The sequence below is a fragment of the Anditalea andensis genome (genome assembly GCF_000714815.1).
In the GTDB taxonomy this organism is placed as follows: domain Bacteria; phylum Bacteroidota; class Bacteroidia; order Cytophagales; family Cyclobacteriaceae; genus Anditalea; species Anditalea andensis.
The window spans coordinates 340,437-356,584 of sequence record NZ_JMIH01000023.1 but is presented as its reverse complement, the minus strand read 5'-3'; the positions used below and the strand labels follow the sequence as shown (position 1 = coordinate 356,584).

The following is a 16,148-nucleotide window of genomic DNA, read 5'->3' as shown; positions in this document are numbered from 1 at the left end:
AATACTAATTGCTAAATTTTTACGACTTGCTTAATACCATAGTATTAGTTATGCGTGGTCAAATGTATTCAATGAAAATTATATTTTAGCTTATACGAAAGCACTATGCCCCGTAATAGCCCTTCCGACAATCAATGAATTAATCTCTTTGGTGCCCTCATAAGAATAAATAGCTTCTGCATCTGCCACAAATCTGGCAATATCATACTCCAGTAAAATACCATTACCACCAAATAGTTCCCTGGCCTGATCTACAATATCCCGCATCCTCAGGGTACAGAAAACTTTAGCCAATGAAGCATGTTCATCAAGCAGTTCTCCATTGTCCTGCATAACAGATAATCTGGTCACCATGGTCTGCATAGCAGTAAGATCTCCCAGCATGGTCACTAATAGATCCTGTACCAGTTGAAAGGAGGCAATAGGTCTGCCGAACTGATGCCTGTCATTTGTGTATTTTAATGCAGCTTCATAGGCTCCCCTTGAGCAACCTACTGCCTGCCATGCTACTCCAGCTCTCGTCATTTTCAAAACTACAGAGGTGTCTTTAAAAGAGTTAGCTTCTTGGAGTCGATCACTTTCCGGTACACGGCAGTCTTTTAGTGTTATCTGTGCATTTTGAACGGTCCTTAGGGCCATCTTATTTTCCATCTTTTCAGCGCTGAATCCCGGGTTATCTTTTCGCACGATAAAGCCCTTGACATTCTGATCATCCAAGTCTCTAGCCCAGATGATGGTTATATCTGAAAAGGTAGCATTGCCTATCCATTTTTTCTGTCCGTTGATCACCCATTCGTCGCCTTCTTTTTTGCAGGTAGTGGTAAGTCCTCCCGCAGCTCCTGATCCTACTTCGGGCTCTGTGAGTCCAAAAGCACCGATTACTTCCATTTTATGCATTTTTGGGAGCCATTCCTGTTTTTGCTCTTCAGATCCGCAAAAATATATGGATCCCATAGCCAGGCCACTCTGCACTCCGAAAAATGTAGATATACTCGTGTCTACCCTGGCCATTTCCATAGCTAAAAATCCTTCCAGTAATGCGGAATGCCCGGGACAGCCATATCCTTTATAGGTAAGGCCTGTTATGCCCAACTCTGCCATTTTTGGAATGATGTGCATAGGAAATTCCGCCCTGTTCCAATATTCATTGGCTATAGGACGGATTTCCTTTTCCATGAATGAGCGGACTTTCAGCTGGATTTCCCGCTCAGCTGGTGGCAATGTCTTGCCAAGTTCATAAAAATCACCATTGATAGCAGGGATTGCTTTTTTCTTCCCTCCGGATTTCATCATCTTTATGAGCTTTCCCAGGTCTTCTTCACTCATGGCAGATACTACTCCCATCATTTCATTCAGATCCACTTTTTGAGAGAGTTTATTCAGTTTATCAAAGTCCAGGTTTTTTAATAAAGACTTAATTCCGGAAACAGATTGGAAGAATTTTTTCATGTGTAAATTTTTTTGATTGGTCGTGTCTTAATCACTACCGAAGGTTTGGTTTGGGTTTCGTATTTGCATAATACTTAATTATGTCAATCTGCTAAGTGACGGTTTTGCCTTGCTTGGGTTCATGATAATGGTTTGATCGCTCAGTTGGTAGAATTACAATAATGCTGCCATGAAACTAGGACCCTACTATTAGAAACGAATAGTGGAATGATTTGTTATTGGAGCTTATAGTGCCTCAGAAGCTTTTACAATCATAAGGTTTATGATCTCCTGATTATATCTTCCTACCTGTGGGCCGAACCAATGAGTATCGCGGACTTCATGATGTTTCATATGGTAATAATTATCAGGGGTGACGTATCCTATATAACCGCCATTAAAGGTGGTGATAATTAGGTTCAGATCAAGGCTGTCAGCCAGATCATCCCAGGTTTTGTAAAATTCACCGGAAACTTCTCCGCTAGATGTAAGGAATAATGTATTACCTAAAAGGAGCAGGTCAATATGACCACCGGTGTCTCCAAACAACCAATGAAATATCCAAGGGCGAAGCCTTATATGATCAGATATTCTGTAATGTGGGCTAGGCAGCTCCATTTTTACTGATCCAAAGTGGAGCGATCCTGCTAATGTATCTATATGTTCAGGTAATGTTTCTGTTAAGGAGTTCTCCAGGTGGTATGCATACTCCTGGATGTCTTTTATCTCCCTTCCATCTACCACAGGTCTTTGACTCCCCACCGCCCCTGAGGCAAAAAGTGAAAATTCATATCCTTTTTCTTTTAACGCTTTATTTAAATAAAAAGGATAATCCCCTGATAATCCCATATACTGACTGTGAAGTCCAGTAGCATGTGCGCTGTAAGTGTATAGTGTGGCTTTTCTGTTGGCTTTTGTCTCAAGGATTAGTTGTCTTATATATGGGTCTTTGGGTCCATTTTCTATCAAGCGATTGGCTACTCCTGCCGGCACTGCTGTTTTATGGTAAGTAATAGAGACCGTATCCATATTAGCCAGCGCCTGTTTGAGACCACTTACCGTTTGTCGGGTAAAAAGGGACATTATCTTTTCGTCATAACCACCAAAGGCTACTTTACCCATTATGCCTGGTATGTATCCACCCAAGCCACTGTGGGTATGGGTGGCTGTAAATATAACTTGGTCTATGGGCAATCCTTCTTTGGATATAGCTTCCTTTATTCTACCAGCCATATATGGATGGATTATCAATAACTCGTAATTGAGTATAGCTACTGTATGGCGGCTGTTTCCTATCAGCAGTGACTTTACATAAGAACTGTCCTGAACAAATTCATAGTCTCCTCTGGGCCGGTATCCGACAAGGCTGACAGGTTGATCTGGTGTGATATTGGAAGTAGACCAGCCGGCTATCCATAGGTCAGTGGAAGCTCCCTGAAGTTGTAGGTCTGTTATGCTTTCGACAGTTGTTTTATAATATTCCTTTTCTCTAAAATCTGAATTATCTATAGGAGCCAGTACCGCTAGAATAAACAACAAGAATATTCCTAATACCCAAGCAATTATTTTTAAGCATTTATTGATCATTTATGATAATCAGAGAATGGATATTATTTAAATAAGAATCAGGTATTTCTATTCTATCGAGGGCAGAAAAATATCTGACTATAGCGTGAGAATTATAAAATAAATTCAACCCCAAACAAGTAAAATAAGTTGGAGTTGAATTGGATACAAATAATTTTTAAAGCAGTGGTTAATATTCAAATACTCCGTGTGAACTTTGAATAGTAAGCTTTTTGCCTTCAGAAGGCTGAACTCTCCCTATTACCTGTGCATCTACTCCATAGTATTCTGCTATATCTATAATTTCTTCTGCATACTTTTCTTCGAGATAAACTTCCATTCTGTGGCCCATGTTGAATACTTTATACATTTCTTTCCAATCCGTCCCACTTTCTTCTTGGATGATTTGAAATAAGGGAGGGGTAGAAAATAAATTGTCTTTTATTATATGTACATTATCCACGAAATGTAATACTTTAGTCTGAGCTCCTCCACTGCAGTGTACCAGGCCATGAATCTTTGGACGGAGATATTTCAATGCTTCTGCTAGTATGGGTGCATATGTACGGGTAGGTGAAAGAACCAGTTTTCCCATATCCATCACTGCTCCCGGGGCCACGTCGGTCAGGTTGTACTTACCTGAATAGACCAACTCATCCGGAAGCAAAGGGTCGAAACTCTCAGGGTATTTAGTTTGGAGTACTTTATTAAATACGTCATGCCTGGCTGACGTAAGGCCGTTACTGCCCATACCTCCATTAAAGTCTGTTTCGTATTTAGCTTTTCCAAATGATGAGATGCCTACGATGACATCACCTGACTGGATTTTATCATTTGATATCACATCTTCCCTTCTCATACGGGCAGTAACTGTGCTATCTACAATTATTGTCCTCACTAGATCTCCCACATCTGCAGTTTCCCCACCAGTAAGGATGGCATGTACACCATTGTCTCTGAGCATTTGCAGGACTTCTTCGGTGCCGTTGATAATGGCTGAAATTATTTCACCGGGAATTAAATTTTTATTTCTGCCGATGGTACTTGATACTAGGATATTATTGGTGGCGCCTACACAGAGCAGGTCATCTATATTCATGATGATGGCATCCTGTGCTATGCCTTTCCAGACACTAAGATCTCCGGTTTCTTTCCAATAAAGATAGGCTAAGGATGATTTTGTGCCTGCTCCGTCAGCATGCATGATATTACAATAATCGGGGTCATTGCCAAGTGTGTCTTCCACTATTTTGCAAAAAGCATTAGGAAATAGACCTTTATTTAAATTGGAAATTGCCTGGTGGACATCCTCTTTTGATGCGGATACCCCTCTCTGCATATACCGTTCGTTCATGTTTATAGCTGGTTTTGGGTAGGAGTCAAAGTTAATGATTATTATTTTTACTTGAAGAGAATTTAATCAAAAGCTGTAAATACAGTCAATTTAAAGCGATGAAAGTATAATAGAATATAACTTTGAACTTGCATTTTTAATATAAAATGCCGTTAATAGCCATTAAGGATGAAGCGCAGATAATATTATATTGTTTATAATGAATAAATAAAAGTAAATAAATGAGCAAGTCCGTTTTAAATTAAAATTAAGATAATAAATTTGCACTCCCCCGTTTTCATTTCAGCATTGTTAATGCTAACTTTAAAACGTTCAATCATAACTCAAATAAGCACAGACCAAGCATGGGATTATTCGATTTTTTCTCAAGTGACATTGCAATAGATTTAGGAACTGCGAATACGCTAATTATATATAAAGATAAAATAGTAGTAGATGAACCCTCCATCATCGCCATTGACAAGACCACTAACAGGGTATTAGCCGTAGGTAGGGAGGCTATGAACATGCATGAAAAAACGCATGAAAACATCAAGACCATCCGCCCTCTGAAAGATGGTGTGATAGCGGACTTTTATGCCGCTGAACAGATGATCAGAGGTATGATCAAAATGATCCCCGGGCATAAAAAAAGTATGTTTCCGCAGTCTCATAGAATGGTGATCTGTATCCCTTCCGGTATTACGGAAGTGGAGAAAAGAGCCGTACGTGACTCTGCAGAGCACGCTGGTGCCAAGGAAGTATATATGGTATATGAGCCTATCGCAGCTGCCATTGGTATAGGTATAGATATAGAAAAACCGATGGGATCTATGATCGTAGATATCGGAGGTGGTACTACCGAGATCGCTTTGATAGCACTTTCAGGTATAGTAGCGGATCAATCCATAAGAGTGGCAGGTGATACCTTTACCAAGGATATATTGGACTATATGAGGCGGCAGCATAACCTACTGATAGGTGAGCGATCTGCTGAGAAAGTAAAAATAGCCATAGGTTCAGCCCTTACCGAATTAGATGATGCGCCAGAAGATTATGAAATCAGAGGCCGGGACCTTATGACAGGAATCCCAAAGGTGATCAAAGTTTCTTATTCAGAAATAGCATTTGCGCTTGATAAATCAGTTTCTAAAATAGAAGAGGCTGTACTTAAAGCACTAGAAATAGCCCCGCCAGAACTTTCTGCTGATATTTATGATAACGGGATACATCTTACAGGAGGTGGTGCGTTATTAAAAGGATTGGATAAGCGGTTACATCAAAAAACTAAACTGCCCATCCATATCGCCGAAGATCCACTAAGGGCAGTGGTGAGGGGTACAGGTACCGCCTTGAAAAACATCAATAATTTCAGAACTGTTCTGATGACCTAATGACTGAATGCAACGCATTTTATTATTCCTATACAGCCTAAGGGTTTTTATTATATTCATAGCTTTAGAGACGATCGCCATTTGGCTGATCGTTTCATACAATTCACCCCAGGGAGCGGTTTTTTTTAACTCTTCCAATCACATTACTGGAAATTTTCTAGAAACCCGGGAAAATGTGACAGGGTATTTTACATTAGGCATTGCCAATGAGGGCTTAGCAGAGAAAAATGCTGAGCTCTTAACTCGTCTAGAATACCTAACACATCCCAGAGACAGTGCTTATATCGATCTGGACAGTGCTTTTGCTAGTGCACATGAGTTTAGGTCGGCTAAAGTTATTAATAATTCTATCCGGTTTAACCAAAACCATATCACCCTTAACAAAGGCAGGCGCCATGGTGTACGGGAAGGAATGGGGGTGTTTAATGAACAAGGCGTCATCGGAAGGGTAAAAGGGGTAACTAATAATTTTTCCACCGTTATATCTCTTCTTCATACAGAATTATTGCTTTCTTCTAAAATAAAAGCATCGGATGTATTTGGGTCTACCAAATGGGATGGAAAAAATCCTACCCAGGCAAAACTCCTATATGTCCCTAGGCACGTAAGGGTAAATAAAGGTGATACGGTCATCACTAGTGGCTACAACGCCATTTTTCCGGAAGGTATCAATATCGGAATAGTAGATGAAGTGGGATCCGGACCAGAAACCAACTATCTGGACATTACCATCAATCTTACTACTGATTTTAGCAGGCTGACCTTTGTGTATTTGGTAGAAAATGTCATGCAAGTGGAACTAGATTCTTTGAATAGGGCTTCTGAAATTATTAATGAATAGCAGGAATTTTATACTTTCGATATTTGGCTTTTTTCTATACTTTGCCGTACAGGTATTTGTATTGAAAAATGTAGTGCTGTTTGGAACTGCATTTAGCTTTCTGTACGTAATATATATATTGATATTTCCTATAGAGGTGAAGACAATTCCGCTAATGATTATCAGTTTTATTATGGGGTTTTCTATAGACATGTTCTATGATACCCTGGGCATGCATACCGCTAGTCTGGTACTGGTAGCATTTTTGAGGAAATCATGGTTAAATGTCCATACGCCCACAGGTGGTTTTGATGATAATACTCCACCTACCGTCCTGAATATGGGCTTTGGATGGTTTTTAACCTATGCGCTACCCTTGTTGTTTATTCATCATTTAACTTTTTTCTTTATTGATTATATCGGATCTGATTACTATCTTCTTGTTATAATTCGAACTTTTTCCAGTGTGGTTTTCACCTTTATGTTAGGGATCGTCACGCAAATGCTGTTTTATAAGAAAAAGAGAGGTATATAATGAATAATTCAAGACCTGCCATATTAATATCTATCATCGTTCTGATAGCTATAGTGCTATTGACTAAGCTGTTCATGATACAGGTAGCGGACGACAGTTTTCTCAAAAGAGCTGAAAGAAACGCTATACAACGGGTAGTGGACCATCCTTATAGGGGCTTAGTCTATGATAGGAATGATAAACTGTTGGTATATAATAATCCTGTTTTTGATCTCATGGTCATCCCGAAGGAATTTACCGTAAAGGATACTGCCAGGTTTTGTGATCTTTTTAATATTGAAAAAGAGGAACTTATAATTCGATATCAGGCAGCTAGGAAATATTCATGGGTGAAGCCATCCCCTATGGTCAAAGCCATTTCCAATGAAGATTTTGCCCGGATCCAAGATTATCTGATAGACTATCCGGGGTTATTTGTCATGACCAGGTCAGTCCGTGCTTATCCACAGGCTAGCGCCGCTAATGCCTTGGGCTATATAGGGGAAATCAGTGGGGCACAACTAGAAAAAGATACTGTAAAATACTATCGACAAGGTGACTATGTAGGGCTAGCAGGAATGGAAGGGTTTTATGAACATTACCTTCGTGGCCGGAAAGGGGTAAAATACAAGATGGTTAATGTAAGAGGTGTCGATAAAGGTTCCTTTAAAGGAGGAGAATATGACACTATGTCTATGGCAGGAAAAAACATAGTATCTACCATCGATTTAGATCTTCAGTTATATGGCGAAAAACTGATGTCAGGTAAGCGTGGTTCTGTAGTGGCTATAGAGCCCTCCACAGGAGAAGTGCTGGCTATGATCTCTGCTCCTAGCTATGATCCCAATCAATTGGCTGGATCAAGATTTGGCAAAAACTACGGTTTATTGACCATGGATGAGACCAAGCCACTGTTTAACAGGCCGATAATGGCTATGTATCCCCCAGGTTCCATTTTCAAAGTGGTCCAGTCCCTTATAGGGCTTCAAGAAGGGATTTTTACTCCAAATACTACATTTCCATGTAATCAGGCCTTAGTCAAATGTCATCCTCATCCCAGTCCTGCTAATCTCTTTGGAGCTATAAAATATTCCTGTAATCCTTATTATCACCAAGGTTATAGGAAGTTGATCAATAGGGAGGTTTCTTCGAATACTTTCATAGACACCCGCATAGGATTAGATCAGTGGAGAGAATCAGTGATGAAATTTGGGTTGGGCAGTCCCTTAGGAATAGATATGAGGAATGAAAAGGGAGGCCAAATTCCTGGAAGTGCTTTATATAATAAGATTTATGGTGAAAATAGGTGGAAATATTCCACTATATATTCTCTTTCTATAGGTCAGGGAGAGATGCTGGTGACCCCTCTTCAGATGGCTAATCTTGCGGCTATTTTTGCAAATAAGGGATGGTATTACCCTCCTCATTTGGTAAGGTCTATAGATGGATCCTCGGAGAATATACCTGAAAAGTTCAGGACAAAAGTCAGTGTGGGGGTGGATGCCCATCATTTTGATATGGTGCAGGAAGCTATGGCGGAAGCTTTATCTGGAACTGCCAACAGGGCCATTATCAAAGATATCGTCATCGCCGGTAAGACTGGTACTGCCCAAAACCCCGGCGGGGCTGATCATTCAGTATTTGTGGCCTTTGCTCCCAAGGATAATCCCAAAATAGCCATAGCAGTATATGTGGAAAACAGTGGTTTCGGTGGACGGGCTGCGGCAAGTACCGCAAGCTTGATGATAGAACAATACCTGAGGGGAGATATCACCAGGCCAGCGTTAGAAGAGTATGTATTGGCAGGTAAATTTCTTTATTAATTGAGACAGGACGATTTATATATAAGTAGAATTGACTGGATTACCATTTTGATTTATTCCATATTGGTTATAATAGGGTGGTTCAATATCTATGCAGCCGTATATGATGAGCAGGCTGCAAAGAGCATTTTTGATTTCTCTATTAATTCAGGTAAACAGTTGGTATGGATCGGTACGGCCATATTACTGATCACGGTCATCATGGTAGCAGATTATAGGCTGTTTGATAACCTAAGTCTAATTTTGTATGGCTTTTTTTTACTCATATTATTACTTACCCCATTTATAGGCAAAGAGATCAACGGGCAGCGTGCTTGGTTTGAAATAGGTGCATTTCGATTACAACCTGCTGAGTTTGCCAAGTTTGCTACTGCTTTGGCTTTAGCAAAATTCATGGAGGCGCCTACCTTTGACCTTAGTAAAGGCAAGTATCAGCTCCGCGCCCTTGCTATCATAGGGCTGCCGATAGCCCTGATCATGCTTCAGCCGGATACAGGTACAGCCATGGTGTACAGTGCATTTGGGATCATGCTGTTTAGAGAAGGAATGCCACAGCGCTACTATGTTTTTGCTATAGGTTTTGTAGCCATATCGCTGTTGTCTTTGGGGATAGAAAACAACCTTTATTTAGCGGCAGCGGTGATGGCATTGATGGTGCTTTTGATATTGGCAGGGAAAAAAACATGGCAGAGAATAGTGACCTTTGCCGTCATGGGACTTGTCATCATTGCCTATAGCTATAGCTTAGATTATGTGGTTTCCAAACTTCCAGACCATCAGCAAAATAGGATTATGGTCCTGTTTAATCCTGATCTGGATCCACTTGGTGTGGGATGGAATGTGACTCAGTCCAAGATAGCCATTGGATCTGGTGGATTTATGGGTAAGGGCTATCTGGAGGGGACCCAGACTAAATTTGACTTCGTGCCTGAGCAGCATACCGATTTTATTTTCTGTACACTCGGTGAGGAATTCGGTTGGATTGGCAGCCTGATCGTGATTATATTATTTGGAGCGCTTTTAGTAAGGTTGATTTATCTTTCAGAGCGCCAAAAGACCAGGTTTAGCAGGATATATGGATACTGTGTGGTGTCTATACTGCTATTTCATTTTACGATCAATATAGCCATGACTATCGGTCTTTTTCCTGTGGTAGGGATACCATTGCCATTTTTCAGCTATGGAGGCTCCTCTTTATGGTCTTTCACTATCTTGTTATTCATTTTTATCAAACTGGATTCGCATAGAATACAGTTGCTGGGAAGAAATGGTTAGTCTTTTTTTGTGTGGATGCCATTTCTTTCTGCTCAAAATGACAGGCCCCTAAAAAATAAATGAAATCCATTAAATTACAATAGAGAAAACATCCTGCCATAACGTGCAGGGTGTTTTCTTTTTAATTGGATAGGCTACTTTTGCTCAAACTTCCTGAAGACCAGCTGAAGAAATTCATTGACCTCATCTGAATTTTTGTTCCAGTCGAGTTCTTCTACATATCGCTGATTGATGAGCTCCACCGCTTCTACAAAACTATCACACCGATCAATGGACTGGAGTGCATGCTTCATCAGGTCTGCATTTCCTTGGAATAACTCCCGTGTAAACATAAAGCGTTGGTTGATGCCCACACTTTCGGAGAGGTTGCCTATTGAACCTTTTATGATACTGTATTCTTCCGATTCAAATCTTGCCCAAGCCAAAGCGGGATCTATGGCTTTTTCAGAAGATGCGGCTTTGTGCTGGTTATGAGTAGAAGAACTGGAGTCCGTGCTGTCAGTGGCAAATTTCTCTGCAGATTCTACAGGAGGGGTTTCCTGTGCGTCCAAAGCATTGGTTTTTCTTTCCTCTTGAATGGAACCCGTATCATTTTGCTCTACCAATTTGGTATAATCTATTTTTTGAACTTGGTGTAGAGGCTCCAGTAATCGGTCGTACCGTTCCATTTTGTTTTTTTCGTTTTCATATTTGGCCCTGAGTGCCATTTTAAGTTCAGAAGAGGATGCGCCCATGGATGATTTATCCATAAGGGTACCCATCAAGTCAGTATGCCATTTGATATACTTTTTTGTATCCTTAAAATAATTTCTGTCACCTTTGCTTTCTTCTATCAGGTGTATGAAAAAAGTGACCGGGTCAATGGCTAAAAGGAGGGCGTCTTCTACAGCTTCACGCATCAAAGGTTCGAAATGTACCCTTTCTACTTTAATGGCCCTGGAGAGGATGTTCATAAATTCTTTAAGGGAATTGTCCACTGCTATATCCCTGTAGTCAAAATATGGGTTGCTTTTCAGTTTCTCCAGTTCATCTTGCCATGCAGAAAAAAGCGCTTTTATAACTAAAAGATTAACCTGTTGGCTGGGGGTGAGCTGGATGATCTCCTGCCCGCTCATGTATTTTTTGGTTTCGAAATATTTTGAACAAAATTTTTCTGATATGGACTGAGAGTAGTTTTCTAAATAATTGAAGTTAATTTTATTCATCGGTTATATATTTTTCAAGATCAAAGGAAAAGGGAATATGCCTAAAATAATAATAGTCAATATGGATCACCTAGAGATTCAGACAAACCGTACCATTGGTAAAGTTATTGAATTAATTCATGAAAACTATATTGATTGGATGCATGCGTGTGGAAAAAAAGGAAGATGTACCAGTTGTAAGATGATCGTGGATGAGGGGATGGAAAACTTAAGCCCGCTAAGTGCCAGAGAGAAATATTATGCTGAAAAAGGAAGATTAAAACCTGCTGAAAGATTAACTTGCCAAACTATTTTAAAAACGGGGAGTATAAAAATTCGGGTGGCCGAAGAAAATAAATTTTCCCATATTGATTACAGCGAATAACCTCATATTTCATGTTTATAGAACCATCTATTGGCCAGAGCAGTCTTAAAGGTAAAAACGGCCATGTAGAAGTAATCTGTGGCTCGATGTTTTCGGGCAAGACTGAGGAGCTGATCCGAAGGTTAAACCGGGCACTTATAGCCAGGCAAAAAGTGGAAATTTTTAAACCCGCTGTTGATAAGAGGTATCATGATTTTGATGTGGTTTCGCACAATGAAAATACGATTAGATCTACTCCTGTCCAGTTTGCCAATGATATCCTACTTTTGGCAGGCAACTGTGAAGTAGTAGGTATAGATGAAGTCCAGTTTTTTGATAATCAGATCGTAAATGTGGCCAATATCCTTGCAAAATCAGGAAAAAGGGTAATTATGGCTGGCCTTGATATGGATTTCGAGGGCCATCCCTTTGAGCCTATGCCGCAGTTATTGGCTATAGCAGAATATGTCACTAAAGTCCATGCCATATGTATGAAATGCGGGGCGCTGGCGTCATACAGCTATAGACTATCCGAAGGAAAGGATAAAGTGATGTTGGGAGAAAAGGATATTTATGAAGCCAGGTGCCGCAGGTGCTTTTACGAAGACAAGTGATACGCTATGCTGAAGAAGACTGAAGGTCTGGTAATCAATTATCTCAAATATAAAGAGTCTTCCATTATCGTAAAGGTTTTTACCAGAGACTTGGGATTGAAATCATATATAGTAAACGGTGTAAGAAGTACTAAATCGAAAATGGGTTTTTATCAACCCCTTACCATATTGGACTTAGTAGTGTATGACAAAGAAAAATCCTCACTTAATAGGGTTTCTGAAGTAAAGCTAGCTTATGCCTTTCAACGTATTCCTTTTGATTTTTATAGATCAGGTATAGCCATGTTTATAGGGGAGGTACTTGGTAAATCGATCTATGAAAACTATCAGAATGAAAATCTCTTTGATTTTCTAAAGGAGGCGATCAAATATTTGGACCAGCAGGATGCCAACATCCAGCTTTACCCCATTTCCTTTTTATTAGAAACATCTAAGTTTTTGGGATTTGGGACCAGTGATGCTTCAGAACTATTCGAACAGCTTTTTGGCTTGGTCCATGATGATGACTTTGCTCGCGAAGAAAAAACTTACCTTAATGAGTTGATGGCCCATTCCTTCGCATATACTGTTAAGGTGCCGGCTGTTTACAGGCGCAAAATTCTGGATGATCTGTTAAAATTTTATCAATTGCATCTGGATGGATTTACAGATCTGAAATCGGTAAAAGTTTTGCGAAGTCTGTATTAATTGATTCTGATTCTTTTACGGGTGGATGTAAATACGCCATCCATATCTTTATCATCAGAACGTACTAATCTGATTTCTAAATCATAATCACCAGCAGGAAGGTCATCTACTCTTAATGGAATTACTTCTTGAGTCCTGTGTTCATACTGGTTAAATTTTATGATTATTTCAAAATTATCTTCCACTGGATTGCCGTCCAGTATAAGGTAGTCCACAATAACTTCTTCTCCTTCCTCGAAGCTTTGATTGTTTTCTGGTAGGTTAATGATGATAAAAGGATCATTGCTTACCGGAAATGGTTTTGAACCCATCACCGTAAAATCCCTGTCTACATAGTTGCCAAACTCTCTCAGTGCTATTCCTTCTTCATTGACAAGATATGCCACCGCCCTATATGTGCCTTGGTTTAGCTCTTTTTGAAACATAGGCATATTATAGCCTACAGGGTCATTCCCATTAATTGACATCTTTAACTGAAATCCTCTACCTCCTTCTGCAAATGGGTAATTTTTGATATTAAATTCAAAAGGGATTTTGTTAGTATTGAAATTCTGATTTCCTAAAGGGCTGTACATTTCCAGCATGGCGTCAGGGTACTCAGGAATTTCAGCATAAGAGTAAAAACTTACAGTTCTATTGGCTTCGTCTCCTTCTATAGAAACAACGTTTTCTGATGCTCTTTCCCTTTTACCCTCACAGCTGATGATAGTAAATATTAGTAATAATACTATAGGGTATAATACATATTTTATCATGTGACTATATTTTGATTTATTTTATTCCCTTATGCTGACTTTGTTACATTTCAGAATGACCTATAATCCGAGAGATATATTTTTATTGTACAGGAAATCGAGAAGGCTTAAAGATATTTAATTTTACCTTAAAATAGCTTAACTTGCAGGATAAATAATCTTTTCATGAGCGAAATTTTATACAACGAGATTCCATCTCTGGATTTGGCAGATTTCACTTCTGGTGATGCCGAAAAAAAAGGTGCCTTCGTCCAGGCGCTGGGCCAGGCTTATAACAATATTGGCTTTGTGGCCATAAAAAACCATGGTCTTACCCAAGACCTACAGGACCATTTGTATGCGACTATAAAAAAATTCTTCGCATTGGATGATGAGAGCAAAGCCAAATATGAAAGACCTGAAATAGGTTATCAGCGCGGCTATACCGGAAAAGGCAAGGAGCATGCCAAAGGCCGAAATACAGGTGACCTGAAAGAATTTTACCATGTGGGTCAAGACCTGGACCAGGTTCCAGATACAGACCCTGTTAAAAATGATTATCCTGAAGGTGTCTGGCCGGAAGAGGTACCGGAACTTAAAGAAGTATCCTTAGAGGTTTATAGAACTATTGAGCAGGCGGGGAAGCTTATGCTTCGTGCTATTGCCATCTATCTGGAGCTTGATGAGGATTACTTTGAAGACAAAGTTCGATATGGGAATTCTATACTTAGAGCCATTCATTACTTCCCCATAACCAATCCAGATGAAGTGCCAGAAGATGCGGTAAGGGCAGCAGAGCACGGAGATATCAATCTGATTACCCTACTGATGGGAGCAAGTGCAGACGGTCTTCAGGTAAAACGAAGAGATGGGAAATGGATTCCGATCACAGCGCTTCCCGATCAACTGGTAGTGAATGTAGGGGATATGCTAGAAAGACTTACCAATAAAAAGTTAAAGTCTACCATCCACCGGGTGGTCAATCCTCCACGTGAGAAAATGAATAACAGCAGGTATTCAGTGCCTTTCTTTATGCATCCTAGGTCTGAGATGGATCTAACCTGCCTAGAGAGTTGTGTAGATGAACAAAACCCCAAGCAATTTGAAAATGCCACGGCAGGCGAGTTTCTGGATGAGCGCCTGAGAGAACTTGGTCTTAAAAAATAAACAGTGGCAGTTAAGAGCGTAAAATATTATTTCTATGTAAGGGATGTTTTATTGCTCTCTATCACAGCTTTTGGAGGCCCCCAAGCTTTCCTTGCCATGGTGCTGGATATCATGGTAAGGAAGCGGGGCTATCTTTCAGAAAATGATCTTATGGAGCTGAACGCGCTCTGTCAGGTATTGCCTGGCCCAACTTCTACCCAAACCATTTCCGCTATTGGATATCGGATAGGTGGGCCCACATTAGCTTATATATCACTTTTTGTATGGGTACTCCCGGCGAGTTTGATGATGATCATCGCTGCCATCCTTATTGATTACCTACAGGAATCAGGCAATGGCACACTTGAGTTTGCCAAGTTTATACAGCCTATGGCTATTGGCTTTATCATATATGCAGCCCAGCGTACCATTAAGATCATGATACAGACACGGGAAGCTATGGTGATCATGTTACTTTCTGCTTTTGTGGCTTTCTTTTACAATTCCCCGTTCATATTTCCTGTGATGCTAATAGTGGGAGGGGTCAGTACTTCACTAAAATATCATAAGCAGCCTAAAGTAGAAGGAAAATCGGGTCTGAACATTAATTGGGATAATTTCCTGTTATGGGCAGGTGTATTGATTTTTGCTGCTGTTTTAGGTCATTTTACAAGGTTACTGCCTGTAAGGTTATTTGAAAACTTTTATCGTAACGGGAGTTTGATTTTCGGTGGCGGGCAAGTGTTGGTGCCTTATTTATATACCGAGTTTGTAGAATTTAAGGATTATCTTTCTTCTGAAGAATTTTTGACTGGCTATGCCATTTCTCAGGGGTTACCAGGTCCCACCTTTAGTATTAGTTCCTATATAGGGGCCCTGTCCATGAGGGAATACGGCCTTACCGGTCAGCTGCTAGGAGGGATGGTTGCTGCTGCGGGCATCTTTTTACCGGGTACGTTTTTGATCTTTTTTGTGATCAGGTTTTGGGATGATTTGAAAAAGTACAGGCCTGTAAGGGCGGCACTGGAGGGGATTAATGCTGTGTCTTGTGGGATGTTATTGGCTGCTGCTTACCTGCTTTTTGAACCTATGGAAGCAAATACTTTCAATATTATTGCCATAGCGCTGACATACTGTTTACTGCAATATACCAAAGTACCTTCTCCTCTGATTATCCTTATAGGTATCTTAGGAGGTATAGGGTATAGCTATGTTTTGGCTGCCTTTTAACTGGTGGTGAAAATAATAGTTTTACTTATATTAAAG

General features: G+C 40.1%; 15 protein-coding genes. 10 read left to right on the top strand and 5 right to left on the bottom strand.

What is annotated here, in order from left to right:
- Positions 1-90 precede the first annotated feature (90 nt).
- The 3 genes from EL17_RS16100 to EL17_RS16090 all read right to left on the bottom strand — a co-directional run bounded on the left by EL17_RS16100 (position 91) and on the right by EL17_RS16090 (position 4,348).
- A complete protein-coding gene (locus EL17_RS16100) occupies positions 91-1,449 on the bottom strand; it encodes an acyl-CoA dehydrogenase family protein (RefSeq protein WP_035076278.1) in 1,359 nt (452 codons plus the stop codon).
- 225 nt (positions 1,450-1,674) lie between these two features.
- Positions 1,675-3,015, bottom strand: a complete 1,341-nt coding sequence (locus EL17_RS16095; RefSeq protein ID WP_035076275.1) for a neutral/alkaline non-lysosomal ceramidase N-terminal domain-containing protein — start codon at positions 3,013-3,015, stop codon at positions 1,675-1,677.
- A gap of 169 nt (positions 3,016-3,184) precedes the next feature.
- Positions 3,185-4,348 (bottom strand): AIR synthase related protein, encoded by a 1,164-nt coding sequence (locus EL17_RS16090; RefSeq protein WP_035076272.1) that lies wholly within the window; start codon positions 4,346-4,348, stop codon positions 3,185-3,187.
- Positions 4,349-4,692: 344 nt separating this feature from the next.
- On the opposite strand from EL17_RS16090, the gene EL17_RS16085 reads away from it, so the two are divergent.
- Genes EL17_RS16085 through rodA form a run of 5 tightly spaced genes read left to right on the top strand, consistent with a single transcriptional unit; the run spans position 4,693 to position 10,153 of the window.
- A complete protein-coding gene (locus EL17_RS16085; RefSeq protein WP_035076270.1) occupies positions 4,693-5,721 on the top strand; it encodes a rod shape-determining protein in 1,029 nt (342 codons plus the stop codon).
- 7 nt (positions 5,722-5,728) lie between these two features.
- A complete protein-coding gene (gene mreC, locus EL17_RS16080; RefSeq protein WP_035076268.1) occupies positions 5,729-6,562 on the top strand; it encodes a rod shape-determining protein MreC in 834 nt (277 codons plus the stop codon).
- Positions 6,555-7,076 carry a rod shape-determining protein MreD gene (mreD, locus tag EL17_RS16075; protein ID WP_035076265.1) on the top strand — a complete coding sequence of 174 codons (522 nt, stop codon included), beginning with the start codon at positions 6,555-6,557 and terminating at the stop codon, positions 7,074-7,076. Before mreC ends, mreD begins: the two co-directional genes overlap by 8 nt.
- Entirely contained in the window at positions 7,076-8,878 is a 1,803-nt protein-coding gene (gene mrdA / locus EL17_RS16070) for a penicillin-binding protein 2 (protein ID WP_035076262.1), read from the top strand. Before mreD ends, mrdA begins: the two co-directional genes overlap by 1 nt.
- Positions 8,879-10,153, top strand: a complete 1,275-nt coding sequence (rodA, locus tag EL17_RS16065; protein ID WP_035076258.1) for a rod shape-determining protein RodA — start codon at positions 8,879-8,881, stop codon at positions 10,151-10,153. It abuts the gene before it with no gap.
- Between the two features lie 134 nt (positions 10,154-10,287).
- On the opposite strand, the gene EL17_RS16060 is transcribed toward rodA, so the two are convergent.
- Complete coding sequence (locus tag EL17_RS16060; protein WP_035076255.1) at positions 10,288-11,358, bottom strand: hypothetical protein; 1,071 nt, start codon at positions 11,356-11,358, stop codon at positions 10,288-10,290.
- A gap of 61 nt (positions 11,359-11,419) precedes the next feature.
- On the opposite strand from EL17_RS16060, the gene EL17_RS16055 reads away from it, so the two are divergent.
- From EL17_RS16055 to recO, 3 genes are read left to right on the top strand one after another with little or no spacing between them, the layout of a single operon-like run.
- Positions 11,420-11,722 (top strand): 2Fe-2S iron-sulfur cluster binding domain-containing protein, encoded by a 303-nt coding sequence (locus tag EL17_RS16055; protein ID WP_316932669.1) that lies wholly within the window; start codon positions 11,420-11,422, stop codon positions 11,720-11,722.
- An 11-nt stretch (positions 11,723-11,733) separates the two neighbouring features.
- Positions 11,734-12,315, top strand: coding sequence for a thymidine kinase (locus tag EL17_RS16050; protein ID WP_035076252.1), 582 nt, complete (start codon positions 11,734-11,736; stop codon positions 12,313-12,315).
- 6 nt (positions 12,316-12,321) lie between these two features.
- Entirely contained in the window at positions 12,322-13,002 is a 681-nt protein-coding gene (gene recO / locus EL17_RS16045; RefSeq protein WP_035076250.1) for a DNA repair protein RecO, read from the top strand.
- Here the strand turns inward: recO and EL17_RS16040 are convergent.
- A complete protein-coding gene (locus EL17_RS16040) occupies positions 12,999-13,757 on the bottom strand; it encodes a hypothetical protein (protein ID WP_035076247.1) in 759 nt (252 codons plus the stop codon). The genes recO and EL17_RS16040 overlap by 4 nt on opposite strands.
- Positions 13,758-13,922: 165 nt before the next feature.
- Between EL17_RS16040 and EL17_RS16035 the strand changes: the two genes are divergently transcribed.
- Positions 13,923-14,903, top strand: a complete 981-nt coding sequence (locus tag EL17_RS16035) for an isopenicillin N synthase family dioxygenase (protein WP_035076246.1) — start codon at positions 13,923-13,925, stop codon at positions 14,901-14,903.
- A gap of 3 nt (positions 14,904-14,906) precedes the next feature.
- A complete protein-coding gene (gene chrA / locus EL17_RS16030) occupies positions 14,907-16,112 on the top strand; it encodes a chromate efflux transporter (protein ID WP_035076243.1) in 1,206 nt (401 codons plus the stop codon).
- The last annotated feature ends 36 nt before the right edge of the window (positions 16,113-16,148 follow it).